The organism is Jeotgalibacillus salarius, from assembly GCF_004405125.1.
GTDB lineage: Bacteria > Bacillota > Bacilli > Bacillales > Jeotgalibacillaceae > Jeotgalibacillus > Jeotgalibacillus salarius.
In genome coordinates this window covers 21,606-47,821 of the sequence record NZ_SORX01000006.1, presented here as the reverse complement: position 1 = coordinate 47,821, position 26,216 = coordinate 21,606, and the positions used below count along the sequence as shown (strand labels likewise).

Below are 26,216 nucleotides of genomic sequence, written 5' to 3'. Positions count from 1 at the left end.
ACATGACAGCAATACAAAAACAAATCAATCTCAATCAAACACTGCAGACAATCAAAGACACTGCAGTTGAATACAAACTGGATGCAACAGAATTGATGGCACAGCTCTCACACCGGGAAGACACCGCCAGAGACTATGCGATGCATTATGCACTGAACAATGTCGCGATGGATACACCTGACTGGACGTTTTTAGCAGCGAGATTATATCTGGATGAACTGTATGAGCAGGCGTCTTCAAACAGAAAATATGACCCGTCTCAAAAATACGGGGACTTCCATGAACTGATTGAAACCTTAATACATAAAGACATTTACAGTGAAGAGCTCAATACTTATTCAACAACTGATATTCATGAACTGGGCCGGGTGATTGAACCTGAACGAGACCATCTCTTCAATTATATCGGCCTGTTTCTTCTTGCCGACCGCTACCTGGCACGCGATCATGACCGCAATCTGTTCGAGCTGCCGCAGGAGCGTTTTATGGTTATTGCCATGCTGCTGATGAAAGATGAGGAACCATCGAAACGTCTCGGGTTTGTAAAAGAAGCGTACTGGGCGATGAGTAACCTTTACATGACAGTCGCTACACCAACATTATCAAACGCTGGTAAAAAAAGTGGACAGCTTGCTTCATGTTTTATTGATACTGTGGAAGATTCGCTGGACGGCATTTACACAAATAACTGGGATATCGCAAGGCTCAGTAAAGACGGCGGCGGGATCGGTGTGTATTACGGAAAAGTGAGAGCGCTTGGTTCTGATATTAAAAAGTTTAAAGGGAATTCATCAGGTGTGATTCCGTGGATTCGTTTGTTAAATAACACGGCAGTCAGTGTTGATCAGCTTGGTCAGCGGCAGGGAGCAGTTGCTGTCTATCTGGATATTTTTCATAAGGATATGATGAATGGATTCCTGGACCTGAAAACGAATAACGGTGATGAAAGAAGAAAAGCGCATGATATTTTTACAGGTGTCACAATTCCGGACTTGTTTATGCAAAAGCTTGAAGAGACAGATGAAACGGGTCGCAGCATTGGAGAATGGCATACGTTTTGCCCGCATGAAGTGAAAACGACTATGGGATGGAAGGATGAACAGGGTCAGCCGCTCGGGTTGGAAGATTTTTATGATGAAACGGATCAGAAATACTTTACTGAAAAATACGAAGAGGCAGTGAACCATCCGCTGTTGCCGAGAAAAACGTACCGTGCAATGGATATGATGGCACGTATTATGGTGTCGCAGCTTGAGACGGGAACGCCATATATGTTTTACAGAGATGAAGTAAATCGACAAAATCCAAATAAGCTTCAAGAGGGCCGGACGTCTATTTACTGCAGTAATCTATGTACTGAAATTGCACAGAACATGTCTGCAACAACCATTACAAAAGAGTTCGAAGATGAAGACGGGAACATTGTCATTGTCCGAAAGCCGGGAGACTTTGTTGTGTGCAATCTGTCATCTATTAATCTTGCGCGTTCAGTTAAAGAGAACGTACTTGAAAGACTCATACCGATTCAGGTAAGAATGCTTGATAACGTGATCGATCTGAACAATATTTCTGTCGGTCAGGCACAGCGAACGAATAAAAAATACCGTGCGATTGGTCTTGGTACATTCGGTTGGCACCATCTGCTGGCACTTGAAAATATCCAGTGGGAATCTGAGGAAGCCGTTCAATACGCGGACAATTTATATGAAACCATTGCTTTTGAAACGATAAAAGCATCTAAAGATCTTGCAGAAGAGAAAGGGCAGTTCAGCCAATTTAAAGATTCTGAATGGCAGAGTGGACGCTATTTTGAAAGAAAAGGCTATCACGCTGAAAAGTGGAGAGGCTTACAAAAAGAAGTTGTTGAAAAAGGTGTTCGAAACGGCTGGCTGATGGCAGTGGCGCCTAATTCTTCAACAGCGAAAATCGGTGGTTCCACAGATGGGATTGATCCCATTTATGCGGTCGAATATGCCGAGGAGAAAAAGAATTTTAAGTTTAAAGTCACTGTGCCGGATCTTGATCACAAAACATACAGCTACTACAAAAAGAGCCGTCATGAACTGGATCAACTTTGGAGTATCCGTCAGAACGCTGCCCGTCAGAAGCATATCGATCAGTCGATCAGCTTTAATTTTTATGTGAAGCATACGATTAAAGCGAAAGAACTGCTGAATATGCATATGGAAGCGTGGAAAAACGGTCTGAAGACAACGTATTACGTTAGAAGTACATCACAGGCTGAGATTGATGAATGTGAAGCTTGCCACAGTTAAGGAGGAAAATGATGACACAGACACTTAAGAAAATGAAGCTGCTGAATCCGGTGCACCCGAATAAATCAACCGGGATTATTAACGGTGAAAATTCAGGGTTGTTAAACTGGAATGATATTGCCCACCCGCAAATGTACGATCTGTATCAGACACTGCTATCAAACTTCTGGAAAGCGCAGGAGATTAATATGCAGGATGATATTAAACAGTGGGATCAGCTGAGTAAAAAAGAGAAGGATATCTTTCTTCGTATCAATACGCAGCTTGCTTCACTCGACAGTCTGCAGACGCCCACGATGAATCAGGTAATGGATTATGTCACTGATTCAAGCTTTAAGGCCATATTTGCTGTTATTTCACAGCAGGAAGCAGTGCATAATGAATCTTATTCATATATTCTGAGCTCGCTCGTTCCGGTTAGTGAACAGAATCAGAGATTTAATGAAGCCAAAAACGACCCAATTGTAAGAAAGCGTAATGAATATATTTTAGAAGCTTACGAACAATTCCGGGAAAACCCGACACCTTCAAACTTATTTAAACTGGCTGTCAATTCAATCAACCTTGAAGGGATTTACTTCTATGCGGGCTTTGCATTCTTTTATCATCTGGCACGAAACCAGAAGATGCTGAAAACGAGTACGATGATCAGCTATATTCAGCGTGATGAGATGCAGCATGCTTATTTCATGTCACAGTTTATCAGAATTCTTTTAGCGGAGAATCCTGAGCTGAATTCGGCTGAAAATATAGATTATATTTATCAATCTATTGGCAGGGCGGTTGAACTTGAAAAGGAATGGTCACGTGAAATTTTAGCGGAGATCGAGGGAATTGATCTGGACGAATTTGAGCTCTATGTGGAGTATCTGGCAAATAAACGCTTAAGGCAGCTTGGTCTTGAGAATGCATTTGCAGAACTGAAAAATCCGATGCCGTGGATTCAGGTGTTCAGTGATGAAATGATGAATGAGACAAAATCAGATTTCTTTGAGCAGAAGTCCAGAACGTATACAAAGGTGTCGTCTTCCAATGGATTTGATGAGCTTTGAACATTATGATAGTTTATGCAAGCAGGACAGGAAATACAGAGCAGCTGGCCTGGCTAATACAGAAAGAACTTGGACGCAATGGTTTGGCTGCTGATTATACAAGAATTGAAGATTTTGATTTGAATCAGCTGTCTTTTTATCAGGCATGTATAGTTGTCACTTATACCTGGGGAACCGGTGATGTACCCAAAGAAATGGTTTCATTATATGAAGCGTTTGAGCGCAAAGAGGTTTCAGAAATGGTGACCGCTATAGCTGGTACGGGCGATCAGTGCTACGCTCACTTTTGCGGTGCAGTGGACCGGTTTCGGGATATGTTGTACGTTCATAGTAATCTTGCAGTAACCCTGAAGGTGGAGCTTTCCCCGCAGCGCTCTGATGGTGAGAAGTGCGGGATGTTTGTAAAGAAAGTGGTTGAAAGACTTTATTCAGATCCACTTCTTACAACTATTCTCTCACGTTAAATATGAAATGACTTAGGCCGGGCAGTGTTCACTCGCCCGGCCATTTGCTGTCGTTATCCTTTAGCAGACCGAGCAGCTGTTTCCTGCGATCTGACAGTTGTTTTACAGCAGATTCAAATTCTTGTTTCTCGTTTACAGGTATTCCCGCCTCACTCAGTAAAGCGATGTCAGGAATAGGCGGTTCTTCTTTAGCTGATCCAATATGCGTGCCGTGTAAAGTCTGAAGATAGTCATCAATTGAAGACCTGTTTTCTTTCAAAAGTAAAGCATTCGGCCAGTAACGTTTTGGCACGCTGTGATAGATCACTGTGATTGCTTCATCGAGCGCAGCGACAGCCACAACTCCTTCTGTCTGCGCATTAATACTGTGATAATGGTGAAGGATTGGGTAAGCTTTATGCTGAGCTGTCAGCTTACTCAGTTCAGTTGAAAAGGAATTAAGCAGCAGATCGAGGTTATGCAGGTCTTTCCCATTCCAGGCTGAACGGACGATGTCTGCGCCACTTTTACCGATTCCGCTGACACTTTGTGCGAAAGCCCTTTTCTGCGTAACTGCTTCCAGCACTGATAAAAGAAAAGTGACTGCGAATGTAATTGAAAACATCCCCGTACCAGTTGCTATAATCGTCATCATTTTCCAATTGTTCCCATTCGGAACAATCTCTCCATTACCAAGTGTGAAGAACACATATCCGGTAAAATAAATATGATCCATAAAATCTGCCGGGAGACCATTTTCTGTGTTGAAGAGAGCGCCGTACTGACTGGCGAAAACAAATGTCCAGCCTGACCAGAAAAGCACGACCCAGACGATGATGATCATTACAAGGGCAAGCGGTCCGGCAAGACTTAATATTGTTGAATTTCCACCACTGATCAGCTTCGTCACACGCCAGGTCACGTTAGCCAAATTGTTTGTTATAGGACCTGCGCCACCTTCAATCCATAATGTCGTCCAGATAAAATCAATTAATGCGATGACCAGGAGAGTAATCCCAATCCACATATATAGTTCATTCACAATGCAACCTCCTAATATGTATCTCATAGTTTGGTATTTCCTTAATCAGCAGTTTTAAACTGTGTATATTAAAGGGTATTGAAACAGGGAAGGCTATTGTTACGTATAGTCATTAAAGGATGGTGGAGTGAAGGATGGAATCGAAAGCTTATTTGGAAAATGAATTAAACAGGATTAAAAGATGGGAAAAAGATCAAGGTGGAGGATGGTTTTGGGATAAGCTGATGCGTGTCCCATTTAAACTGCTGGACAGGGTGACACCGAAATTTATTCAGAAAAAAATCGGTACACTGCTTGATGAAATTGGTAGTTTCATTCAGACAGGCGGACGCTACCTTGCCAGTGAAAAAAGGGTATACCGGTTTTTTGAACACACAACTGGTCATCATATCCAATCGAAGGAAGATTTTCAGCACGTCCCGGTTGAAGATATGAAAAAAGCTTCATTGAAAGTCGGGACGCGTATGAAAAATACTGCAACTGTTCAGGGAGCAAGCACCGGTGTCGGCGGCATCTTCACTTTGGCCATTGATATCCCTGCCATTCTGACCATCTCCCTTACGACATTGCAGGAAATTGCGATCATGCATGGATACGATCCTGACGATAAAAAGGAGCGCGTCTTCATTATTAAATGTCTTCAATTTTCAACGTCTGATGTTGTTGGGAAAGAGGCAATTTTAAAAGAACTTTCAAATTATCATCATGGTGCAAAATCAAATGATGTCATTTCACAGATTCAAGGATGGCGTGAAGTTACACTTACCTTTACAGAACAGTTCGGATTGAAAAAACTGCTTCAAATTGTGCCGATTGCAGGTATTCTCATTGGTGCGTTAATTAACAGAACGATGATAGATGAGCTTGCTGAGACTGGTACGATGCTGTATCAGAAGCGAAAAATTATGGAGCGGCTGGAGGGAGCGGAGTAGAACCGACTTTGTGGAAAAGGCGTTGGGCGGCGGTCAATCCGACGGTCAAATTGGCTGATGCAACAGTCGGCGTGGCTGTCACGACCGTTGTCGGCCGAAATACGACCGTCAACCCGGGTGTATCGCGCACTCATCAGCGCTCATACAACCGTCAGTGGGCATCATACAACATTTCATGTGCTTATCCCTCTTGATGCTCTTAGGAAACAGGATTTTAGTTTCTTAAAGGCATTAGGAGAGATGGTGCAACAGTCAGTTTGCGGTGATACGACCGTGGTTGGAGCTGTCACGACCGTCGGCGGTCGAAATACAACCGTCAATCCGGGTGTGTCGCGCACTGGGCAGCCACGATACAACAACACACAGCCCTCTACTTTTTGCATTCCCCACTGAACTCTTTTAAACTAAATCCATAACCAAATACTGGAGGAATTAACATGAAGTCAGTACATAGCGATATTCTGCAATTCAGAGGGACGCACTACGATTTTGGTGTATTTCAGGGGAAGAAACTGAAAGATTCATTAACCGTTAGAAATAGAGAAAAGCAGTGGAAGGTCAGAATTCCGCGTTTTTCTGTAAAAGAGCAGGAAGTGAAGGATGCCATTACAAAAGTGGCGCCTGGTATATGGGATGAATTGATTGGTCTCAGAGATTCACTTGAATGGCCGATGGAGCGTGTCATGATGGAGTTCGGGGGATATCGGACAGATTATAAGCGGTCGGGATGTTCGATTTTAACCGGTGATAATTATCTGATCAGAAATTATGATTATATGCCGAAAACGTATGAAGGGCGCTACAGCTTTTTTCAGCCGTCTGATTCGGGGTATGCCATTGCAGGTCCAACCCAGAGAATCACTGGCCGTATGGATGGAATGAATGAACATGGACTGACAATGGGCTACAATTTTATGCATCGCAAAAAGCCCGGGAATGGTTTTATCTGCTGTACGATTGGCCGTCTGATTTTAGAAACGTGTGCCAATGTGGATGATGCGGTTGCGATGTTAAAAGAGATCCCGCACCGTCACTCATTCAGTTATACAGTGCATGATAAAAGCAACCGGACTTATGTAATTGAAACTTCTCCTCGAGGTGTAGCGGTTCGGGAGTCCAATGTATGTACGAATCATTTTGAGATCATGAAGGAAGAAAACAGAAATCATCTGGTAGATTCAAAGAAACGTCTTGATGCTATGAATGAAAATCGGAAGCATCTTAAAACGGCATATGACGCATTCCGGCTGATGAATGATACGGATAAAGGTGTGTTTTCAGATCTTTACAGTCAGTGGGCTGGTACGATTCATACGTCAGGCTACCTTCCGCAGGAGAAGAAAACGTGGTTCGCACTGGGCGGGGACCAGGAACCGGTAGAGTTTGACTTCGCAAAGTGGCTTGATGGGGAAGATGTAATGCTTGAGAAAATCACGGGCGAAGTAAATACGGATATTCCTTTTGTTCATATGGACGAGGGAGCGTATTGGAGTGCGAGGAAGGATAAGGCGATAAAGTAGGCCGACATCCATGTAATGATATGAATAGCTTGTGATGTTTAACAACTCAGTATATTCATTTGATTTATATTTCCATTGACTAAGGAGGAATATTAATGTTCATTTCTATCATTGTCTTTATTACTGCAAGTATTGGACTACTTCTATTATTTAATTGGTTAATGGGTTATAGGAAAGGAAATATAACGATTGATTTCGAAGAGCGCTATTTCAATCAAAAAGAATATGTAGAAGCGATTAAAAATAAACTTGAAAATGAAGGTAGAGAAGTTTATTACGAGGGAAATGGCAGATTTAAGATAGATGGAAAACATTATTTGTTTATTGAGAGAAATGTGAGCATGGGGGGAGTCCCGATGCAAAGGACCATCCTGAAACTTGATGAGTGATTTAATAAACACACAGGGAAAATGGTCACGTGATTCTTCCCTGTATATGTGCACAAAATCAACGATATTATTTAATATAGCTATAAAGTAAAAGTCACTCGCTCAGGCAAGTGACTTTTTCAATCCGGCCAGTCCCCACCTCAGTACGTCCTGGTCACCGGTATCCTTTGCATAGCGTAAAAGCACGGTCATAATAAAGACTGCTTTGAAGCGGGCGAGTTCATGGGTCCGCTGATTTACGTCTCCATAAGCTTCAAAAAAATCTTTGCGCACTTCAGGGGTCATACATGCATATGCGATAGAAAGATCAACAGCGGGGTGGCCGATATGTGCATCTCCCCAGTCAATGATGCCGGCCAGGCGGCCATTGTATACAATCATATTCTTCGGATGCAGATCTCCGTGGAGAGGAGTGGTGCCCGTCGCGTTCTCCCATTCTTCGAGCTGGTCAATATAAGATAACAGTTTTTCATAGAATACTCCCGGAATGACTGATGAAGATTGTTCAGCTATATCGTAAAAGTGATTTTTCCTGAGCTTAGTGGACAACCGCTGCAGATGATCCGGATCAGCATCCACTTTTTCTGAGGGGAGTGAATGCAGTTTTTTCAGGAAAGTACCGATTTGAACAGCATGCTGATGTAGAAAATCAGTATTTGTTTCTTCAGTTAATACATGTCCTCTAATATTTGAAAATCCTACATACGGGTAGTCATCATCTTCAGCCTCCCTATAATAAGCTAATGATGGATATTCAAATTCACTTTTGAATTCAATTTCAGTCAGACTTCTAAGCATTCTGGTTTCAATTCTCATTGCTTCAAACCCCATTTGTCTGCGCGGAAACCTGAATACCCACTCTTCATTGACTTCATAGACAGTGTGATCAAACCCGGTTCCACAGTTTTTAATACCGACTGGCTTTAACTCTGGAAATGCACGTTCAATTTTCTGTTTTGCTTTCTTCATTGAAACCGGATGTGTAGCTTCCCATGGCTTCATCATTCATCACTCTTTCTTTCATCGTCTTAGTTATTTCATCATAACGGCCCTAAATGGAAAAAAGAAGGTGTTTCCTTTAAAAACTTTCAGTCTCAAGTGTATGCCAGTCTCATGGAGGGAATAGTTCACTATTGGAATTTACATACAAGGGAGAGAAGAACATGAGTGTAACAAAATCAAAGAATATTCAGCAGATGTTTCAGGATGTTCGTGCTTATAGCGAGAAACTGGTTGCCGGTATGGAGATTGAGGATTTCATCCTGCAGGCCGATTCTTTCGTCAGCCCGACAAAATGGCATCTGGCTCACACAACCTGGTTTTTTGAAAAGTTTGTTTTAACAGAGTTTATGAAAGGATATGAGCCTTTTAATGAACAGTTTTTCTATCTGTTCAACTCGTATTACGAAACAGTAGGGAAATTTCATCCGCAGTCTATGAGGGGACTGATATCCCGCCCAACTGTGAAGGAAACAATGGCTTATCGTCAGTATGTAAACGACAAGGTAAATGAACTATTGGATACAACCGAAATGACAGACCATTTATATGAGTTGATCGAAATGGGGCTGCAGCATGAACAGCAGCATCAGGAATTAATTTTAATGGATATCAAGTACAACCTTTCATTCAACCCGTTATTTCCTGCTTTATTTGAACCGAAGGAATCGACGAATGTTCAAGCACCTGAGCTGTCGTTCACCTCATTCGAAAAGGGAATGACGAAAATCGGTACGAATGGGGAAGAATTTGCTTTTGATAATGAAACGCCGTGTCACGATACTTTTCTCAATGGCTGTCAAATTGCCAATCGGCCTGTAACGAATCGGGAGTATCTGTCATTCATTGAAGATGGCGGTTATGAGAAAGCAGAGTTGTGGCTGTCTGATGGCTGGCAGCTTGTGAAAAAAGAGCAGTGGGAGGCGCCGCTTTACTGGGTGAGAAATGACGGAGGATGGTCATATTTCACACTAAGTGGATTGCAGCCGGTTGATTGGGAAGCGCCGGTCACACACGTCAGTTATTATGAAGCGGATGCTTACGCACGCTGGGCAGGGAAGCGCTTGCCTACCGAACAGGAATGGGAACATGCGATGAAGAATGAGGAGATAAAGGGAAACTTTATGGATCATGACCGCTATCAGCCTGATGCTCATTACCACGGCGCTCGATTTGAGAAAGCATTTGGTGATGTGTGGGAATGGACGCAGAGCCCATATACGCCTTATCCGCGCAGCAAACCGCTCGATGGTGCGCTTGGTGAATACAACGCAAAGTTCATGTCCAATCAGATTGTGTTAAAAGGCGGATCATGTGTCACGCCGCTTTCGCATATCAGACTGACATACAGGAATTTTTTCTATCCCCATATGAGATGGCAATTCAGCGGGATCAGACTTGCGGATGATCCTGTAGAATCGTGATCGTCCAGCGCCTTGCAGTATACTTCTGCAGGGCGCTTAGTCTTTTGACCTAAAAGTAACATCTTTAGTCGTGATTTTTCGCCTGTTATTGTGTTAGTACAGTAAACGTATATAACAGATTTAGAATTTTAAAGTCTAATATAAAAGCAATGGTTGCGATTACAATAGCATATGTTAGATCTGTATTACTATAAAACAGATGCTGTAACACAAAAATCTCTTTGCGTTATGAAATGGTCTGTGATAATCTTTAACTGACAATTGAATTAATTTGTTTACTGGGGGAGCCGTATGGCTGAGACAGGATTGATCTGAACCCTTTGCACCTGATCTGGATGATGCCAGCGTAGGGAAGTTTGCTTACATAGTGTGACTTCATGTAATTGCCGCTTCCTAAAATAGGTAGCGGTGTTTTTTATTGTAAAGTAAAAAAGGAGGCAGACAATGACTGAAACATGGTACTTCCTTGATTCCGGCCATGGGACACCGGCTTTTAATATGGCGATGGATGAAGTGCTGTTGAATTGGCACAGTGCAGGAAAGATTCCGCCGGTACTAAGGTTTTATGGATGGGAGCCTGCAGGTATATCAGTAGGATTTTTTCAAAAAGTCGGCGGCAGTATAGATCTTGAGAATGCTGAAAAGTACGGTGTTGAGCTTGTGCGGAGACAAACCGGTGGCAGAGCTGTGCTGCACGACCAGGAACTGACCTACAGTGTGCTGATTTCTGAAGATCATCATGCAATGCCGAAATCGGTAAAAGAGGCTTATCTTGTTTTATCCAGAGGAATTCTTGAAGGTTACCGGGAATTGGGAATTCCAGCTGAATTTTCGATGCCTGAAGAAAAAAAGAAGCAGGCGGGTTCTGCAGTCTGTTTTGAGGAACCATCCTGGTATGAGCTGATGGTGGATGGCAAGAAAGCAGCCGGCAGCGCACAAACGCGTAAAAAGGGTGTCATCCTCCAGCATGGTTCAGTACCAATTGAGATGGACCTTGAAAAATTATTTGATTTGTTTATTTATCCGAGTGAAAAAGTGAAAGAACGGGCACGCCGCGCTTTTACCAAACGGGCAGTAGCGATTAATGATGTGCTTGATCGTCCTGTTTCATTCGATGAAGTGAAGGACGCATTTAGAAAAGGTTTCGCAAAAGGGCTTGAAATTGACCTGGAGCCTTTTACACCGCCAGAAGAGATGTTAAATGAGGCAGCAGAGCTTGAGAAGAAGTATAAGAGCGAGGAATGGAGTTATAAGCGGGAAGGGAGACAGAAAATATGACGAATGCAAAAGAACACGTACGTAAACCGGAATGGCTGAAGGTGAAGCTGAATACGAATGATTCATATAAAAAGCTGAAGAAAATGATGCGTGAAAAGAACCTCAACACAGTTTGTGAAGAGGCGAAGTGCCCGAACATTCACGAGTGCTGGAGCGAGCGGAAAACAGCAACATTTATGATCCTGGGAGATACTTGTACGCGAGCTTGCCGTTTCTGTGCGGTCAAAACGGGATTGCCAAATGAACTTGACTGGGGAGAGCCGGAGCGTGTAGCTGAATCAGTTGAAATGATGGGCTTGAAGCACGTCGTTGTAACAGCTGTAGCCCGTGATGACCTGAATGACGGAGGTGCGGCAGTATTTGCCGAAACGGTACGTGCGATCCATCGCCGTCTGCCTAGCTGTACAGTAGAAGTACTGCCGTCGGATATGAAAGGTGATTACGAGAGCCTTCACACGCTGATGGACAGTGAACCTGATATTTTCAATCACAATATTGAAACGGTGCGCCGTCTGACGAAAAGAGTCCGTGCACGTGCGATGTATGACCGTTCCCTTGAACTGCTTGAGCGTGTGAAAGAAATCGCGCCAAACGTGCCGACAAAATCAAGTATTATGGTTGGACTGGGCGAAACGAAAGAAGAGCTGATTGAGGCAATGGATGATCTGCGTGCACACAAAGTGGATATCCTGACGCTTGGACAGTATCTGCAACCGACGAAAAAGCATCTTGATGTCGTGCGATACTACCACCCGGATGAATTTGCAGAGCTGAAAGAAATTGCACTATCAAAAGGCTTTAAGCATTGTGAAGCAGGGCCGATGGTACGTTCTTCTTATCATGCAGATGAGCAGGTAAGTGAAACATCCGCTCAGCGCCGGATTAAGTATTTAAAAGGTGTTGAAGAGGATGGAAGAACAGTAGACAGCCTGCAGTAAATATAATTGAATACAGTTAACCCACTGGGGGAGTCGATCGAATCGACTGAGACGGACTTAAGTCCGGACCCTTTGAACCTGATCTGGATTATACCAGCGTAGGGAAGTGGCCGTATGCGTGAATCTATTAGTATACGCCGCTTTCCATATATGGGAAGCGGCGTTTTTTTATTGGTGAAATTTTTTCTCAGCCAAGCTAAAAAATTTTTTGAAGGAGTGACGTGAAATGACATTTTGCAGAGAAATAAGACAGGAGTGTAATCAGCTTTGGGAAGAGAGTTTTGAACACCCTTTTGTAAAGGGAATTGCGGATGGAACATTACCGATAGACACATTTAAGTTTTATGTCATGCAGGATGCGTATTATTTGGAGCATTTTGCAAAAGTGCAGGCAATTGGCGCTGTAAAAGCTAAAGACCTGAAGACGACAAGGAGCTTTGCGCATCATTCAGAACAGACCTGTGCGGCAGAAATGGCGCTCCACGAATCCTTTATGGATCTGCTCGGCGTAACTCAGGAAGACTGGGCAGCATTTGAACCTTCCCCTTCAGCGTACGCTTACGTTTCACATATGTACCGGTCGGCAGAAGGGGAGCTTGCAGATTTACTTGCTGCAATCTTGCCGTGCTACTGGCTTTACTATGAGATTGGCGAACGATTAAAAGAAGCGAAACCTGATCAGCCAATCTATCAGAAATGGATTCAAACCTATGGTTCAGAATGGTTTGGTGAACTTGTAGAAGAGCAGATTAACAGAATGAATCAGTTAGCAGAAGAACTTCCTGCTGAACGGATCAAGGAGTTGAAAAACCACTTTAGAAGAAGCAGTTATTATGAATGGAATTTCTGGGAACAAGCTTGGACGATGGAGTTTTGGACAATTAACAAAAAGGAAGGTGCCGCTCATGATTAATGAAGTGAGAAAAAAGAAACCACTGATCCACTGTATAACGAATTACGTTGTCGCAAATTTTCAGGCAAACGGGTTGCTGTCGCTCGGTGCATCTCCGGTGATGGGTGATGAGGTTGAAGAGGTAGAAGAATTGGCATCAATTGCTGATGCACTGTCATTGAATATTGGTACTTTGAATCAGCGATCCGTTAAAAGCATGATACTTGCAGGAAAGGCAGCTAATCAAAAAGGCATTCCGATTGTGCTTGATCCGGTAGGTGCCGGTGCAACGCGTTATCGTTTGTCAGTCATTGAGCAAATATTAAATGAAGTAAAGATTTCCGCTTTGCGATGCAATACCGGTGAGTTTGCAGCCATTATGCGAAAAGACTGGGCTGCTAAAGGAGTGGACGCAGGTGAAGGGGACGCTGATATTTCTGACCTTGCTGTACAGGCTGCGAAAAAGTTTAAGTTGATCGTTGCTGTTACAGGAGCAACAGATGTCATAACGAATGGTAAAGTTGTCCATGAAATTAAATCTGGACATGCTATCATGTCGTCTGTTACTGGTATGGGGTGTTTGCTTAGTAGTGTAACAGCAGCTTTCCTGACAGTTGAAGAATCAGCAGATGCGGTTGCAAAAGCCATGCAGTTTTATGGAGAGGCTGGTGAAAGAGCTGCGAAAGTTTCACTGGGTCCAGGAAGTTTTAAAACTGCTTTTATAGATACGCTTTTTTCATTGGCTGAAAGCGATCTGCACAAAGGAGGTAAATTGAATTGAAACAAGTACTGACAATTGCAGGGTCTGATTCCGGGGGCGGAGCGGGTATTCAGGCAGATATCAAAACGTTTCAGGAACTGAGTGTATTTGGAACCTCAGTTATTACGGCAGTGACGGCACAAAATACGCTTGGCGTGACCGATGTTGCACCTGTGCCTCTCAATAATATTCAAAAACAGCTGGAAGCAATCGGTGAGGATTTTGAGATAGCGGCTTTGAAAACAGGTATGTTATTTGATGCTGAGACGATCGAGTTAGTGGCGAAATATATTAAACATTACAACTGGCAGAATCTGATTGTAGATCCTGTCATGATTGCTAAAGGGGGTGCCAGTCTGTTAAAGGAGGAAGCCTCGGAAGCGTTGATCATGGATCTTTTACCACTTGCAGCAGTTGTCACACCCAATATTCCGGAAGCAGAGGCACTAAGTAATATCAGGATTCACGATGAAGAGTCAAGAATGGAAGCTGCAAAAGCAATCCTTTCAACCGGTGTAAGAGGAATACTGATAAAAGGCGGCCATGGAAAAGAGTCTGATTTTGCTGAAGATTTTTATCTAGATCGGCATGGCAGGATGTTGATCCTGAGGGCTCCGCGAAAAAAAACTAATCAGACACATGGAACGGGATGTACATTTTCAGCTGCGCTTGCAGCAGAATTTGCTAAAGGTAAGTCAATCGAAGAAGCATTTTTCATCGCAAAGCAGTTTGTTCACGCCGCTATAACGAATCCTTTGAATATTGGCGCAGGGCATGGACCGACAAATCATGCGGCCTATCGGAGTAATTCTTCAAAGGAGTCGATTCAATATGTACAGTAAACCTTCCATATACTTTATTCTAGGGACACAAAACGCAGTCAACCGGGACCCTCTCAAACTTTTGGAAGAAGCATTAAAAGGAGGGATTAATTATTTTCAGTTAAGAGAAAAAGGATCCAATGCACTCGTGGGACGTGAGCTAAAAGAGTTCGCACTAAAATGTCAGTCATTATGCCGGTTACACAATGTTCCTTTCATCGTAAATGATGATGTTGATCTTGCCCACGACATTCAAGCAGATGGTATTCACGTGGGACAGGAAGATTTATCTGCAGCATCTGTGAGAGCGTACATTGGAAAAGGGATGACGCTTGGTGTTTCGGTACATTCAGTTGAAGAAGCAAAAAGAGCTTTGGAAGATGGAGCAGATTACCTGGGTATGGGTCCGGTATACGGAACTAACAGTAAATCAGATGCAAAGAAACCTTCTGGCGTTACGAAAATTGAGGAAGTGAAAAAGCGGTTTCCTGTTGCGCAGGTTATCGGGATAGGAGGCATCACATCTTATAACGCAGGTCCAGTATGGGAGGCTGGAGCGGCAGGAATTGCAGTTATTTCTGCAATTGTTGATGCAGAAAATATTGCTGAAGAAATAAGGCGTTTGAAGATTTCTTGTACGGGTGTGGAGTAATGAATACTAAAAAACTTGTTTTAATGGCAATGTTAGTAGCCATTGCTGTTGCCGGATCAGCGTTTGTTTCGTTCCCGGCAGGTGTTGCCAGAGCTTACCCTGTTCAGCATGCGATAAATGTTGTAGCGGCAGTCTTATTCGGTCCGGGACCTGCGATCGTGATTGCCTTCATGACTGGTTTTGTTCGCATAGTGACCGGGACCGGATCGCTTCTTGCATTTCCTGGAGGGATGATTGGAGCCGGTTTGGCTGGCATCTTTTATGCAGCTTACGGTCGTGTCTGGCTGGGGGCAATTGGAGAAATCATCGGTACAGGTCTTCTGGCATCATTGATTGCAGTTCCGTATGCAGCAATTTTAATGGGAACTGAAGCAGCAGTTTTCTTTTTCATGCCAGGATTTCTTTTGTCTAGTATTAGTGGCGCCTTGATTGGACTCGTTCTAACAAAGAGATTGAGAGTTGGCGAATCTACAAGGAATTTAAAAGATAGATAAAAAATAAATGTTTTTCACTGTATACGTGGGATCCGGAGCATTTTAGTAATATTCCTATAAAAAAATTTCCAAATAACCCTTTTCAATTATACCTATTAAGAGTATGATAATTACAAAAAAAGGAACGAATCTATGCCCTACTCTAATTCTTTAGAAATTGAAAATATTCTCACAGCTGTCGACCATAACTTAGTCATCGCATTTATAGATCTTAATGGACACTTTGAATATGTGAATGATAATTTCTGCAGAAAAACACAATTTTCGTCTGAAGAATTGATTGACCAGCATTTTTCTATGCTTCTTCCTGATTCAGGTTTTGAAGACCAGGTTTCAGAAGCTTTTAAAAAAGTTCGATCAGGTGATATCTGGCAAGGAGAAGTGCTGAACAGAAAAAAAGACGGAACGCTTTACTGGGTGCATTCAACGATTGTTCCTCTCCTGGATGAAGAAGGCAAACCGGCCCGTTACTTCACCTATAAAAACGATATTTCGGATCGCATTAAAATTGAAAAAAAACTGAAAGCGACTGAGAAACAGCTGGAGCTTTCAGTGAACGAACTAAATTATTTAAAGCATGTTTTAAATCAGTCATCAATTGTAACGATCATTGATCATGACAGGCATATTCTGTATGCGAATGAACAGTTTGAAACACTGATGAATTGCCGTGCATCTGATATTATCGGAAAGAGCCTTGACGTGCTGAATGCCAGGTGTCATCCTGACTGCTTTTATGAAGAAATGTGGCAAACTGTCCGAAGTGGAGATATTTGGTCAGGTGAAGTACAAACTCAAACGATAGATGGAGAAGCCCGTTGGACAAACACGCGTATTTTTCCCTTTATTGATTACGGTGAAAATGCTCACCGGTATATCTTTGTGAGCAATGATATCACTCAGATGAAAAATGCTGAGCAGCTTGCTCTACGCTCAGAAAAACTTTCAGTATTGGGTGAACTTGCTGCAGGGATTGCCCATGAAATCAGAAATCCGCTTACTTCTCTAAAGGGTTTCACTGCTTTATTAGAAGAAAGAGAAACTGAGAAAGATAAAAAAGCTTATATTTCAGTACTTAAATCAGAGATTGACCGGATTGAATACACGGTGAACGAGTTAATGATGCTTGCGAAACCTCAAAAAGTAGAAATGAAGCTTGTGAAAATTGAGGAGCTCGTTCGCAGTATATGTATTTTCCTTCAGCCCGAACTTGCATTGAAAAATATCAATTTGAGCTGCGATGGGAATAGTCCTTCAGCTGAAGTGTTATGTGAAAGTAATCAGATGAAACAAGTCGTGATGAATGTGTTGAAAAATGCAATCGAAGCAATGAGACAGGGAGGACACATTCACATTTCCTATCGCTATAAAGAAAAAGAAATGTCAATTGTGATTAAGGATGATGGAGACGGAATGCCTGAAGAAATACTTCAGAAGATCGATACGCCTTTTTTTACAACGAAACAAACCGGGAATGGTCTTGGAATTCCGATGTGTCACAACATTATGAAACTGCATCATGGAGAAATGAAAATCTCCAGCATCGTAGGGGCAGGAACAGTCGTTGAATTGGTACTCCCGTATTAAATAAAAAACGTTCAGCTCAATTCGCTGAACGTTTTTTAAACGGGCTTTTCTGTGAAACTGATTGTCTGTCTAAAAAGTTTTTTCAGATCAGTTGGATCGGTGACAGCCCGAATCATGGCATTAATATAATCAGTTCGGTCAAGCTGGTCATACTGCCATTCGATTCCTCTGGAGCGGGCAAATTCATGAAGAAACGAACGAATCGTCCGGCCGTTTCCTTCCCGGAAAGGATGGAGCATGTTCAGTTCTGATTTAAAATAAGCCAGCCTTTTAGCGGCCTCATCCAGCGTCTGCCACTGCTGTTCAGCAGAAAGCGCCTGGAAGATTTCCCGGGCATAGCTGTCTATAAACTGAGCCTGACAAAAACGAGTGTTGCCCTTCATCAGCTGAACAGTGCGAAACTGACCGGCAAAAGGGTAGATGTCCTGAAAAAAATGACGGTGCAGATCTTTAAAACTCTGGATATCAAATGAAGAAACTTTATATTGCTTTCTGACAAACTCTGCAGCACGCAGTGAAAAAGTAAGTGCTTCAGCTTCCATCAGTGAATCTTCATCCTTCACGCCAAGCAGATTGTACTTCAGCAGGAAATCATCATTTTCACTGCTGACATACTTATCCACGTGCTAACAGATCCTTAATGACTGAAGGTGTGATCGGCTTATCTGCATTCACAATCTCCAGCACTTTCTCCTGCAGTCTCTCGTTTAATGACAAGTTTTCTAAGTGCAGATTTTTCATAATTCGTTTAAACTCCGGTGACTCGATTTTAACATCTTTCATTCAGCGATTCCCACCTTTAAAAGAGTTCCTATACTGCTATTATATCATGAAATGTAGGGATTATTAGGAGTTTCATCAGCTCCAGCGGCTTAAAATACGGTTGATTAAAATTAAAGAAATAAAGGTGACTACGACCCCGATCATCATTCCTGCTGTCTGGGCGGTGCCCTCTGCCATTGCTCCTGCTGCAAGTAATTCTTCGCTTAGTTCATAAACAAAAAAGCCGACTATAACGGAGATAATCAGATTGATAACACTCCACGTCAGTTTGAATGAAAGTGGTTTTGAATCAAATGCCCCCATCTGTTCTTTGAGATAGGATTGAGCTTCATCAAGAGAAGTGTATTCACCTGCCAGCTCTTCATCACTGTAATAGTGGCTATTTTGCGATTTTGAGCTGAAAAACACATAATATTTATCGTCTTTTTTTCGGATATCATACTTCTGTATCCCAACGACACCTTTTTTAGTTACTCTTTTAGTTCTGGTACGTATTTGTTCCATATCAGTATCCTCTTATCAAAAGTATTTGGTTAATCATATCGTAACATAAATAGAAATTGCATTCGTATTCAACTCCCAAGCTATGAGTCTTCATCTAAAAAAACTATTTTCATATTGTATTTTATTGAGCGATCCGCTAATATTTAGAAATAGTTTACAAAATCAGTTAACATCAGGAGGAAAGATAATTGAATCAACAGGGGATCAAATCAGAACGAGAAACAGTCTATTTTATATTGGCTGTTATTTTCAGTGTGCTTGTGTACATTGCAGCAGCTGTCTCGATTATTGGAATTGGTATAGCTCTTGCTATATTTGCAGTGGTGCTATTTATGAATGCTTTAATGCTTGGCTCTATCCGGGGAAATGGTGTTAAAATCAGCGAAAGGCAATTTCATGATGTATACGAGCGTGCAGCAATTTTATCTCAGGAGATGGGCTTGAAAAAAGTTCCTGACTTCTTTGTGATTCACTCTGAAGGAGCGCTAAACGCATTTGCTACAAGGTTTTTTGGACGCAATATGATTGTACTGTATTCAGAGGTATTTGAACTTGCAAGACAAAAAGGTGAAGAAGAACTCGACTTTATTATTGCACATGAGCTCGCTCATATTAAACGTAATCATGTGTGGAAAAACATCTTGATTCTCCCGGCGCAATTTGTCCCTTTTTTATCTCAGGCATACAGCCGTTCATGTGAATATACATGTGACAGAGAAGCTGCTTATCAGATTAAAAACGTTGATGCAGCCAAGCGTGCACTTACACTTTTAGGTGTTGGAAAAGTGATGTACCTGGAAGTGAATGAAGATGCTTACCTTGAGCAGATTCATTTGGAGTCCAATGGAGCAGTTTGGCTCAGTGAAGTATTATCAACTCATCCGCTTTTGCCGAAAAGAATTTTATCAGTAGAACGCTTTATGAATCCATCAACGACTTATACTTATCGTCAGCAGCCAGGAAGAATTGCTGTAGGCGCTGGATTGTTATTTGGAGGGCTTGCAGGTGCTTACGTTGCAGTGGTCGTCACTATCACGGTTTCCGGCCTGGTATTTGCTTCTCTGATCCCTGATGAATTGAGCGCAGCAGATGATGAGTTTTATGAAGATGTTGATTTTAGAGCCACACCCTTGATGGATGCTGTAAACGCAGGGGATATTGATTTAGCCTCTTCTTTAATTAATGAAGGAGCAGATCTGGAAGAAACTGATACAGAAGGTTCTACTGCCCTCATGTATGCAGCATATAATGGTGATTTTGAAATGCTTACATTGTTACTCGAAGCAGAAGCAGACCCTAATACGCAGGATGAATATTCTACACCACTAATGACAGCAGTCAGTTATGATGACCGTGAGCTGGCTTCTTTACTAGTGGAGTATGGAGCTGATCCATCAATGATTGACCCGTATGGTGATACGCCGATGGGATATGTTGGAGCATCTTCTGTTGAAGAGTTTTACGATTGGCTTGAACAATAAGTACAACGGATCAGCCGCTGAGATAAGCGGCTGTTTTTTGTAAATATTAATCGGGGAATTGTTCTGCCAAATGAAGTTGTTATGATAAGATGAGTGAATAGTCATTCAATTTTTCGAATAAAGGGGAGATCTGCATTGTCAGAAATATGGTCAAGAATTACATCTGTGATGAACGCTAATCCGGAGCCGATTCAGAATGAAAATGTCAGGTATGAGTTTCAGCTGAAGGAAGGGGAAGCTAAACAGCTCGTGCTGAAGCATGGTGCGGCCTCTATTGAAGAAGCGGGGGCAGCTGAGCCGAATTGTACATTGAAGCTGAGCGAAAAAGATTTAGTGAAAATGGTTGAAGGAGACTTAAGTGCTTCAGGTGCATTCATGTTTGGAAAGCTGAAGGTTGAAGGTAAGATGGGGTACGCACTGAAACTTGAATCTTTACTTGCTGAGTATACATTTTAATCACTAACCGGAATCGTCAAGCGGCGATTCCGGTTTTTATCATACGACTTCAAGACCGATCACCTGATCAAATGAGATGGTTTTTTTCATATGACCTGTTGTCGTCATCAAAATATAGCGCTGCTGATAATTGACCAGCGTAATGATTCCTTTTACGCTTTCCCGTTTGTGATGTTCGAATACTTTCAGGTCAACTTCCTGTCTGAATTCGAGCGCTTCCTGGATACCGAGAAAAATCATTTCAAACATTTGCTCATCAAGCTCAGGCTTGGTTTCCTGTTCAATTTCTTCATAAAAATCCTTCAGCATCTTTACATGTTCGGGAAGCATCATGGAAGTCCATTTAATTGTGCCACGATCTTTGTTCATTTACTTCACGCCCCTTTATACCATTATAGGAACGTTTGTTCTGTTTTGTAAATAGGAAAGTGCTGGATGATCGTCATTTATTTATTCTATAAGCTATGTTAAAGCCAAGCCCAAGGTTGTTTTAGCACAGCTGTGATTGCAGCGTAAGGCGGCGACTCCAGCATGAGAAGACGGTTAGGTGAGACCCCGCAGAGCTTCAGCTCGAGGAGGCTCACCGCCGTCCGTGCGCGTCCGCATGAAGCGGAGATCAACAGCCAACTTTAACACAGCCATTCTATAAAAGAACGACACGATCAAAGTCTTTATAATTCTGTAAACGGAAATCTGCCAGTTCACTTTTATTTTGAAACAGGCAAGTGTGCATCCCGAGTCGTTTTGCCGGAATGATATCGAGTTCACGATCACCAATTGCAAGATCAATTTGATACTTGTAATGAAGGTATTCATAGGCAGCCGGGTCCGGTTTACGCGGAAATCCATGGTCAGCGGTGACAATTTCCGAAAAATATTTTGTGAAATCGTAGTGATCGAGGACATGAAGCGCACCGTTCAAATCCTTATGAGTCATGATGACATTACATTCCGCCTGCTTCAGTATTTCTTCCAGGTGTTCGAAAGGGGGCATCTCCTCAGGCGATATGCTGCTGATCAACCGGTTATATTCTTCGATTTGTGATGGCGTCATATTGAAAGTGCTGATTGCATGGGAAGCCGATACTTTCAACTCCGTGTAACAGGCTTCTTCAGACACTTTTCCGTTCAGCACCCGGCTCATCCTTTTTGCATAGGCAGGATAAGTATTAAACAATGTACCATCATAATCCCACAGTATTCTCATGTATAACTTCCTTTCACTTATTAGATGTGATGTTTAGTAAACCTTATCATAAATAAAAGATGTGAATCATTTTTCATATTTTTGTTTAAAATAAGGAGGACTTAAGTCACTTATTGTCGAATAATTCTGACAGGGAGGTGTGGTTATTGATGAAAAGCTTCATATTACTTACAGTGATTGTGATGCTATTGTTATTGTCCGGATGTGCACCGGAAGAAAGTGCAGTAGCTGACATTGAAATGAAAAGTAAAGAAGAGCTATCAGTCATGACTGATTCCTACACCCGTGAAGACTATCGTCATGCGTTGAGTCATGTGATGGATTCAGCAGAAACCTTTGAAGTAAATCCTATTCTTAAAAAATGGATCATCAGAACGCTTGCAGAAGAAGCTCTATATTATCATGATGACTTAACTGAAGCAGAAATATTAGCTTTGTCCAAAGAGCGTTTATCTGAGGATCAGGCCTGGAAAAAAGCCGCTGAAATAAAATACGGAATCGTAATCAGTGATGATGAATTAAATGATTACATAGACAATATCACGAAATCATATGAATCACCTCTCCAGCTGGCATATGCTGATATACTGGGTTTAACAGTTGAACAATTGAATCATGAATTTGATCAGGATGTTTACGAAAAAAACTTATTGTGGGAAAAGCTGAAGCCGGAGCTCGAAAAAGCATATGAGACGAATGATCATCATGAGCTTGTTGAAAAATTCAATAAAGAAGTTAAAGAGGCAGGGGAATAATTGTTTTAGCCTATCGTTAGGAGTGGTTGTTTGTTAGAAATTATATTATGTCTTATGCTGCTCGCAGTGCTGTATGCAGTATTAAGAAAAGGCAGCAGAAAATTGATGTTTACTGTACTGGGTTATTACATCATTCTGTCTGTCGTTTTTATCATTGGTTTGAATCAGATTGATAGTAATTACCAGCTATATACTGACCCTGTGGATGGAGGATTTGCTGCTAAATTTAATTGGGTAGCGACTTTTGCTTATCTTTATATCATTCCATTTATTATTCTTTTATCGTATAAATTATTTAAATGGGTGAACAAAGCGTTTCATACGGCCTTGTCACGCATTGCGATGAAGTTTGTGCTGATTGCATCACTGATATTTGGCGGTTACATAGCAATGTTTGCTTTCGTACTGACTTTTTACGGGTTTGCACCGTGATGAACAGGCCCCATGGAGGTTTACAAAACGGCGGTCGCTCATCGCCCTGGAGTCCCCGCCTTCCACTGCAATGAACCAAAGTTTCCAATAGAATATCGTGTAATGAAAAGAAGGTGAAACTCAGCAAAACAGAGCGTCACCTTTTTTATTTTTCAGTGGTTTAGCTCTTCCAGGGCAGTTTTTTGTATCATGCAGCTAAAGAAATATAACCAGCTACGAAGAAAACAAATGCTGAGACTATAATTGAGATGACTCCGTAGAAGGTCTTATTATCCTTCAGGTTTTCAATTCCTGTCATCAGTAATAACAGTGCGAGCGGGAACATATAGAGGGGTATGACTGTACGGTCACCAGTTAAAAAACTGTAACCTGCAACTGCAATAACTAATGCACTTAATAAAACTTTAATCAAAATTCTCATAAGACCCTCCGTAAAAATTGTTATAGACTATATACGCTCTAAAAGCTTCCCGGGTTTCACCAGATCATGAAACATTTCAGTTAATGAATCGTATGATTAGAAAAATAAAAAACTGAGGTGGCCGTGTTGAGAAAATGGTGGGAAAAGAAAACATCCCGTTCTAGGAAGCGTCGCAAAGAAGGAAACTATAACTTTTTGATTTTCTAATTGATGAGATGATCTGGCTTCCGGAGATCGTCATCTTGCCGTTGCGTCTGATATACTGGCTGTTCAGAGGGGTAGGGAAAATATTCAGAGATGGATTTGATTTTGTTTAATCGATAGGTGTGATCGTTGTTGAGTCAATTTGAAAAATTATATTCGTTCTTTATCATTGGAGCTGTAGCGCTTGGGCTCTTACTCAGTCAGTCGACAGAAATTAGCCCTTATACAGAGAAGGCAATCCTGCCACTTCTTGCATTCATGATTTATATAACGTTTTTACAGATTCCGTTTAAGGACTTGAAAGCCTCGTTTCAAAATAAAACGTTCAGTTTAGCGTCTTTACTGATCAACTTTGTCTGGACGCCGGTTTTTGCATGGCTGTTAACTATGGTGTTTCTGCCTGATCAACCGGCACTTGCCATTGGATTAATGATGCTGTTAGTGACCCCATGCACAGATTGGTATCTGATTTTCACAGGCATTGCGAAAGGGAATACGGCACTGGCAACAGCGATCCTTCCGCTTAATTTAATTCTGCAGATTATTCTTCTGCCTGTTTATTTGTTCATCTTTTTCGGAGCGAGTGAAACAGTGGATGCTGCTTACTTAGCTGAAGGTGTCTTATGGGTACTGATTATTCCATTTGTTATGGCGCAGTTAACAATGGTTTTGGTGAAGAAGAAAAGCCTGTTATCCAGCTCGACGGTACAAAACCTGCCAACAGTTTTACTGTTGTTGGCAATTATCGCGATGTTTGCAGCGCAGGGAAACAGTCTGTTTGAGCACGCAGGCATCCTTGTGAATATTTTGCCAGCGCTGGTCATATTTTTTATTGTAAACTTTTTTATCAGTCAGAAAACAGGTCGTCTATGCAAACTTCCAGCAAAAGATCGCGTAAGTCTGACGATGACTACGATGGCCAGAAACTCACCGCTTGCGCTGGCCATTGCAGTCGCAGCTTTTCCAAGTGAACCGCTTATTGCATTAACCTTAGTCATTGGGCCTTTAATTGAACTGCCTGTATTGGCACTTATAACAAAAGTACTTCTGAAATTGAGCAGCAGAAACTGATCGTTTTTAACAAAACAGAGCTCCCGGAGTCGATTCCGGGAGCTCTGTTAAATTAGCATATTGTATCTTTAGGCTTTGGATTCTTCAACCCGAAAATCGGTCTGATAAATAATGCAAGTCCAGTTCCGAGCATAGCCATGATAGCCCATACCCAGCCGTGAAGACTGAACGATGCAATTCCGCCGAAGTATGCACCAATGTTACAGCCGAATGCAAGACGTGCACCATAACCCATCAGCAGCCCGCCGATGATGGAACCGGCTGCAATACCAGGTTTAATTTTACCAGGCTTGAATGCACCAGTTGCGGCTGCTGCAATGAACGCACCAATGATGATCCCGAAATTCATTACGCTTGTTGAGTCTGCAAGAATTGAATTTTGAAGCTGTTCAGCATTACCCTGCCAGTAACCCCATGAAGCAACATTTACGCCAAACATTTCAAGAAATTTTGATCCCCAAAGAGCAAAGGCAGATGTAATTCCCCATGGATTCCCTCTGATCGTGAGCGTTAATGCATTTAACAAGGCCAAAATGATCGCTGCTGCGAAAAGCGGCCACGCACCACGGAAGACTTTTTTGAATCCTGTAGTTGTAGGCAATGGTTTCATTGCCGGTGGGTTCTTCTTGCTGGCAATAAATTTAAGTCCGAAATAAATGGCTGCAAAAAGTCCCATCTGGACGACCCATGCACCAAAAAACCCAAGATTGGTAGATTCGGCTAAAGAGAATGGTTCAAGTGACCATGTTTCCTCCATCCAGAATGTGAAATGATATGCTCCAATCACAGAACCTGCAATAAAACCGATCAGCGTAAGGATCATAGATGAGGAACCCCCGCCAACTGAATAGAGTGTGCCTGAAGCGCAACCGCTCCCGAGCTGCATCCCAATGCCAAAAATAAACGCGCCAAAAAGTACGCTAATTCCAACTGGTGATACATAACCCGAAGGCGCGGTACCGGTAAAACTGAAGCCGGTGCTTAAGATGACTGCAAATAACGTTGATGCCACAGCGAGCATCACCATATGTGCCTGAATACCCTGCACATTACCGACGGCCATTAATCTTCTGAAAGCAGAAGTGAAACCGAATCGTGCATATAAAAGTGTTAAACCGAGTGCAATTCCGACCAGGAACAGTATGCTCTGAACCGCGTCAGTTGTAAAAAGAATGATTGCAAATAAAGCGATTGCTGCCACGATACCTAATAGTACAAAAGGTTTTTGCATAGGCGCAAGATCTGTTACGACCGTTGTGCGACCGCGCTGCCACCCTTTAGGTGTTTCCTGAACCTGTTGAGCCAAAGTGAAAACCTCCAATTCCTATTTGTATGATAGGGATTAATTTAGCACAGGTTGTATTTAGATGTAAATGTTAAAGCACTGCAGGAAATTTAATCGA

At 42.2% G+C, this 26,216-nt stretch carries 29 protein-coding genes and 2 riboswitches; of the genes, 20 read left to right on the top strand and 9 right to left on the bottom strand.

The window, feature by feature from the left end:
• The first annotated feature begins 2 nt into the window (after positions 1-2).
• The 3 genes from E2626_RS11100 to E2626_RS11090 are packed head-to-tail and all read left to right on the top strand — an operon-like array spanning position 3 to position 3,792.
• Positions 3-2,276 carry a ribonucleoside-diphosphate reductase subunit alpha gene (locus tag E2626_RS11100; protein WP_134381837.1) on the top strand — a complete coding sequence of 758 codons (2,274 nt, stop codon included), beginning with the start codon at positions 3-5 and terminating at the stop codon, positions 2,274-2,276.
• Positions 2,277-2,287: 11 nt separating this feature from the next.
• A complete protein-coding gene (locus E2626_RS11095) occupies positions 2,288-3,328 on the top strand; it encodes a ribonucleotide-diphosphate reductase subunit beta (protein ID WP_134381836.1) in 1,041 nt (346 codons plus the stop codon).
• A gap of 5 nt (positions 3,329-3,333) precedes the next feature.
• Complete coding sequence (locus E2626_RS11090; RefSeq protein WP_244094315.1) at positions 3,334-3,792, top strand: flavodoxin domain-containing protein; 459 nt, start codon at positions 3,334-3,336, stop codon at positions 3,790-3,792.
• A gap of 28 nt (positions 3,793-3,820) precedes the next feature.
• Here the strand turns inward: E2626_RS11090 and E2626_RS11085 are convergent, their stop codons facing one another.
• Positions 3,821-4,813 carry a potassium channel family protein gene (locus E2626_RS11085; RefSeq protein WP_208528143.1) on the bottom strand — a complete coding sequence of 331 codons (993 nt, stop codon included), beginning with the start codon at positions 4,811-4,813 and terminating at the stop codon, positions 3,821-3,823.
• Between the two features lie 134 nt (positions 4,814-4,947).
• Between E2626_RS11085 and E2626_RS11080 the strand changes: the two genes are divergently transcribed.
• The 3 genes from E2626_RS11080 (at position 4,948) to E2626_RS11070 (ending at position 7,654) form a co-directional block, all read left to right on the top strand.
• Positions 4,948-5,745 carry an EcsC family protein gene (locus E2626_RS11080; RefSeq protein ID WP_134381833.1) on the top strand — a complete coding sequence of 266 codons (798 nt, stop codon included), beginning with the start codon at positions 4,948-4,950 and terminating at the stop codon, positions 5,743-5,745.
• Between the two features lie 437 nt (positions 5,746-6,182).
• Positions 6,183-7,265 carry a C45 family autoproteolytic acyltransferase/hydrolase gene (locus tag E2626_RS11075; RefSeq protein ID WP_134381832.1) on the top strand — a complete coding sequence of 361 codons (1,083 nt, stop codon included), beginning with the start codon at positions 6,183-6,185 and terminating at the stop codon, positions 7,263-7,265.
• A gap of 95 nt (positions 7,266-7,360) precedes the next feature.
• Positions 7,361-7,654: a hypothetical protein gene (locus E2626_RS11070; protein WP_208528142.1), complete on the top strand. Its 294-nt coding sequence runs from the start codon at positions 7,361-7,363 to the stop codon at positions 7,652-7,654.
• A gap of 102 nt (positions 7,655-7,756) precedes the next feature.
• Here the strand turns inward: E2626_RS11070 and E2626_RS11065 are convergent, their stop codons facing one another.
• Positions 7,757-8,656, bottom strand: coding sequence for a phosphotransferase family protein (locus E2626_RS11065; protein ID WP_166786798.1), 900 nt, complete (start codon positions 8,654-8,656; stop codon positions 7,757-7,759).
• A gap of 161 nt (positions 8,657-8,817) precedes the next feature.
• On the opposite strand from E2626_RS11065, the gene egtB reads away from it, so the two are divergent.
• The 9 genes from egtB to E2626_RS11020 all read left to right on the top strand — a co-directional run bounded on the left by egtB (position 8,818) and on the right by E2626_RS11020 (position 17,499).
• Positions 8,818-10,077, top strand: a complete 1,260-nt coding sequence (egtB, locus tag E2626_RS11060; protein WP_134381830.1) for an ergothioneine biosynthesis protein EgtB — start codon at positions 8,818-8,820, stop codon at positions 10,075-10,077.
• Between the two features lie 270 nt (positions 10,078-10,347).
• A riboswitch (TPP riboswitch) is annotated at positions 10,348-10,447 on the top strand.
• 74 nt (positions 10,448-10,521) lie between these two features.
• Positions 10,522-11,355 carry a lipoate--protein ligase family protein gene (locus tag E2626_RS11055; RefSeq protein WP_134381829.1) on the top strand — a complete coding sequence of 278 codons (834 nt, stop codon included), beginning with the start codon at positions 10,522-10,524 and terminating at the stop codon, positions 11,353-11,355.
• Complete coding sequence (gene lipA, locus E2626_RS11050; protein WP_134381828.1) at positions 11,352-12,293, top strand: lipoyl synthase; 942 nt, start codon at positions 11,352-11,354, stop codon at positions 12,291-12,293. The genes E2626_RS11055 and lipA overlap by 4 nt, the downstream gene beginning before the upstream one ends.
• Positions 12,294-12,309: 16 nt before the next feature.
• A riboswitch (TPP riboswitch) is annotated at positions 12,310-12,415 on the top strand.
• A 104-nt stretch (positions 12,416-12,519) separates the two neighbouring features.
• Entirely contained in the window at positions 12,520-13,206 is a 687-nt protein-coding gene (gene tenA / locus E2626_RS11045; protein WP_134381827.1) for a thiaminase II, read from the top strand.
• Complete coding sequence (gene thiM, locus E2626_RS11040; RefSeq protein ID WP_134381826.1) at positions 13,199-13,966, top strand: hydroxyethylthiazole kinase; 768 nt, start codon at positions 13,199-13,201, stop codon at positions 13,964-13,966. The genes tenA and thiM overlap by 8 nt, the downstream gene beginning before the upstream one ends.
• The gene (thiD, locus tag E2626_RS11035) at positions 13,957-14,787 is read left to right on the top strand and encodes a bifunctional hydroxymethylpyrimidine kinase/phosphomethylpyrimidine kinase (protein WP_134381825.1); all 831 of its coding nucleotides are present in this window, start codon (positions 13,957-13,959) and stop codon (positions 14,785-14,787) included. The genes thiM and thiD overlap by 10 nt, the downstream gene beginning before the upstream one ends.
• The gene (gene thiE, locus E2626_RS11030; protein ID WP_134381824.1) at positions 14,777-15,418 is read left to right on the top strand and encodes a thiamine phosphate synthase; all 642 of its coding nucleotides are present in this window, start codon (positions 14,777-14,779) and stop codon (positions 15,416-15,418) included. Before thiD ends, thiE begins: the two co-directional genes overlap by 11 nt.
• On the top strand, positions 15,418-15,912 hold the full coding sequence (gene thiW, locus E2626_RS11025) for an energy coupling factor transporter S component ThiW (protein WP_134381823.1): 495 nt from the start codon (positions 15,418-15,420) through the stop codon (positions 15,910-15,912). The genes thiE and thiW overlap by 1 nt, the downstream gene beginning before the upstream one ends.
• A 132-nt stretch (positions 15,913-16,044) precedes the next feature.
• Positions 16,045-17,499: a PAS domain-containing sensor histidine kinase gene (locus tag E2626_RS11020; protein ID WP_134381822.1), complete on the top strand. Its 1,455-nt coding sequence runs from the start codon at positions 16,045-16,047 to the stop codon at positions 17,497-17,499.
• Positions 17,500-17,534: 35 nt separating this feature from the next.
• Here E2626_RS11020 and E2626_RS11015 read toward each other — a convergent pair whose 3' ends face one another.
• The 3 genes from E2626_RS11015 to E2626_RS11005 all read right to left on the bottom strand — a co-directional run bounded on the left by E2626_RS11015 (position 17,535) and on the right by E2626_RS11005 (position 18,786).
• Positions 17,535-18,122 carry a Fic/DOC family protein gene (locus E2626_RS11015; protein ID WP_134381821.1) on the bottom strand — a complete coding sequence of 196 codons (588 nt, stop codon included), beginning with the start codon at positions 18,120-18,122 and terminating at the stop codon, positions 17,535-17,537.
• A complete protein-coding gene (locus E2626_RS11010; RefSeq protein WP_134381820.1) occupies positions 18,115-18,282 on the bottom strand; it encodes a Zn-dependent hydrolase in 168 nt (55 codons plus the stop codon). Before E2626_RS11010 ends, E2626_RS11015 begins: the two co-directional genes overlap by 8 nt.
• A 75-nt stretch (positions 18,283-18,357) precedes the next feature.
• On the bottom strand, positions 18,358-18,786 hold the full coding sequence (locus tag E2626_RS11005; RefSeq protein WP_134381819.1) for a hypothetical protein: 429 nt from the start codon (positions 18,784-18,786) through the stop codon (positions 18,358-18,360).
• A 188-nt stretch (positions 18,787-18,974) separates the two neighbouring features.
• Here E2626_RS11005 and E2626_RS11000 point away from each other — a divergent pair, with 188 nt between their 5' ends.
• Both E2626_RS11000 and E2626_RS10995 read left to right on the top strand, forming a co-directional pair.
• Positions 18,975-20,267: a M48 family metallopeptidase gene (locus tag E2626_RS11000; RefSeq protein ID WP_134381818.1), complete on the top strand. Its 1,293-nt coding sequence runs from the start codon at positions 18,975-18,977 to the stop codon at positions 20,265-20,267.
• Positions 20,268-20,402: 135 nt separating this feature from the next.
• Positions 20,403-20,723: an SCP2 sterol-binding domain-containing protein gene (locus tag E2626_RS10995; protein ID WP_134381817.1), complete on the top strand. Its 321-nt coding sequence runs from the start codon at positions 20,403-20,405 to the stop codon at positions 20,721-20,723.
• 39 nt (positions 20,724-20,762) lie between these two features.
• Here the strand turns inward: E2626_RS10995 and E2626_RS10990 are convergent, their stop codons facing one another.
• Together E2626_RS10990 and E2626_RS10985 are read right to left on the bottom strand one after the other, a co-directional pair.
• A complete protein-coding gene (locus E2626_RS10990; protein ID WP_134381816.1) occupies positions 20,763-21,092 on the bottom strand; it encodes a YolD-like family protein in 330 nt (109 codons plus the stop codon).
• Positions 21,093-21,366: 274 nt separating this feature from the next.
• Positions 21,367-21,930 (bottom strand): HAD-IA family hydrolase, encoded by a 564-nt coding sequence (locus E2626_RS10985; protein ID WP_134381815.1) that lies wholly within the window; start codon positions 21,928-21,930, stop codon positions 21,367-21,369.
• Between the two features lie 149 nt (positions 21,931-22,079).
• Between E2626_RS10985 and E2626_RS10980 the strand changes: the two genes are divergently transcribed.
• On the top strand, positions 22,080-22,685 hold the full coding sequence (locus tag E2626_RS10980; protein WP_134381814.1) for a hypothetical protein: 606 nt from the start codon (positions 22,080-22,082) through the stop codon (positions 22,683-22,685).
• 30 nt (positions 22,686-22,715) lie between these two features.
• Positions 22,716-23,117: a hypothetical protein gene (locus tag E2626_RS10975; RefSeq protein WP_134381813.1), complete on the top strand. Its 402-nt coding sequence runs from the start codon at positions 22,716-22,718 to the stop codon at positions 23,115-23,117.
• 187 nt (positions 23,118-23,304) lie between these two features.
• Here the strand turns inward: E2626_RS10975 and E2626_RS10970 are convergent, their stop codons facing one another.
• Positions 23,305-23,538 carry a DUF3953 domain-containing protein gene (locus E2626_RS10970; RefSeq protein ID WP_134381812.1) on the bottom strand — a complete coding sequence of 78 codons (234 nt, stop codon included), beginning with the start codon at positions 23,536-23,538 and terminating at the stop codon, positions 23,305-23,307.
• Positions 23,539-23,874: 336 nt separating this feature from the next.
• Between E2626_RS10970 and E2626_RS10960 the strand changes: the two genes are divergently transcribed.
• The gene (locus E2626_RS10960; protein WP_134381811.1) at positions 23,875-24,813 is read left to right on the top strand and encodes an arsenic resistance protein; all 939 of its coding nucleotides are present in this window, start codon (positions 23,875-23,877) and stop codon (positions 24,811-24,813) included.
• Positions 24,814-24,865: 52 nt separating this feature from the next.
• Here E2626_RS10960 and E2626_RS10955 read toward each other — a convergent pair whose 3' ends face one another.
• The gene (locus tag E2626_RS10955) at positions 24,866-26,119 is read right to left on the bottom strand and encodes a YeeE/YedE family protein (protein ID WP_244094303.1); all 1,254 of its coding nucleotides are present in this window, start codon (positions 26,117-26,119) and stop codon (positions 24,866-24,868) included.
• Positions 26,120-26,216 lie beyond the last annotated feature (97 nt).

Excerpts from the sequence above, each read along its gene's own strand:
- E2626_RS11100 (WP_134381837.1), top strand. The coding sequence starts at position 3 with ATGACAGCAATACAAAAACAAATCAATCTCAATCAAACACTGCAGACA.
- E2626_RS11095 (WP_134381836.1), top strand. The coding sequence starts at position 2,288 with ATGACACAGACACTTAAGAAAATGAAGCTGCTGAATCCGGTGCACCCG.
- E2626_RS11090 (WP_244094315.1), top strand. The coding sequence starts at position 3,334 with ATGATAGTTTATGCAAGCAGGACAGGAAATACAGAGCAGCTGGCCTGG.
- E2626_RS11080 (WP_134381833.1), top strand. The coding sequence starts at position 4,948 with ATGGAATCGAAAGCTTATTTGGAAAATGAATTAAACAGGATTAAAAGA.
- E2626_RS11075 (WP_134381832.1), top strand. The coding sequence starts at position 6,183 with ATGAAGTCAGTACATAGCGATATTCTGCAATTCAGAGGGACGCACTAC.
- E2626_RS11070 (WP_208528142.1), top strand. The coding sequence starts at position 7,361 with ATGTTCATTTCTATCATTGTCTTTATTACTGCAAGTATTGGACTACTT.
- E2626_RS11065 (WP_166786798.1), bottom strand. The coding sequence starts at position 8,656 with ATGAAGCCATGGGAAGCTACACATCCGGTTTCAATGAAGAAAGCAAAA.
- egtB (WP_134381830.1), top strand. The coding sequence starts at position 8,818 with ATGAGTGTAACAAAATCAAAGAATATTCAGCAGATGTTTCAGGATGTT.
- E2626_RS11055 (WP_134381829.1), top strand. The coding sequence starts at position 10,522 with ATGACTGAAACATGGTACTTCCTTGATTCCGGCCATGGGACACCGGCT.
- lipA (WP_134381828.1), top strand. The coding sequence starts at position 11,352 with ATGACGAATGCAAAAGAACACGTACGTAAACCGGAATGGCTGAAGGTG.
- tenA (WP_134381827.1), top strand. The coding sequence starts at position 12,520 with ATGACATTTTGCAGAGAAATAAGACAGGAGTGTAATCAGCTTTGGGAA.
- thiM (WP_134381826.1), top strand. The coding sequence starts at position 13,199 with ATGATTAATGAAGTGAGAAAAAAGAAACCACTGATCCACTGTATAACG.
- thiE (WP_134381824.1), top strand. The coding sequence starts at position 14,777 with ATGTACAGTAAACCTTCCATATACTTTATTCTAGGGACACAAAACGCA.
- thiW (WP_134381823.1), top strand. The coding sequence starts at position 15,418 with ATGAATACTAAAAAACTTGTTTTAATGGCAATGTTAGTAGCCATTGCT.
- E2626_RS11020 (WP_134381822.1), top strand. The coding sequence starts at position 16,045 with ATGCCCTACTCTAATTCTTTAGAAATTGAAAATATTCTCACAGCTGTC.
- E2626_RS11010 (WP_134381820.1), bottom strand. The coding sequence starts at position 18,282 with ATGAAAGATGTTAAAATCGAGTCACCGGAGTTTAAACGAATTATGAAA.
- E2626_RS11005 (WP_134381819.1), bottom strand. The coding sequence starts at position 18,786 with ATGGAACAAATACGTACCAGAACTAAAAGAGTAACTAAAAAAGGTGTC.
- E2626_RS10990 (WP_134381816.1), bottom strand. The coding sequence starts at position 21,092 with ATGAACAAAGATCGTGGCACAATTAAATGGACTTCCATGATGCTTCCC.
- E2626_RS10985 (WP_134381815.1), bottom strand. The coding sequence starts at position 21,930 with ATGAGAATACTGTGGGATTATGATGGTACATTGTTTAATACTTATCCT.
- E2626_RS10980 (WP_134381814.1), top strand. The coding sequence starts at position 22,080 with ATGAAAAGCTTCATATTACTTACAGTGATTGTGATGCTATTGTTATTG.
- E2626_RS10970 (WP_134381812.1), bottom strand. The coding sequence starts at position 23,538 with ATGAGAATTTTGATTAAAGTTTTATTAAGTGCATTAGTTATTGCAGTT.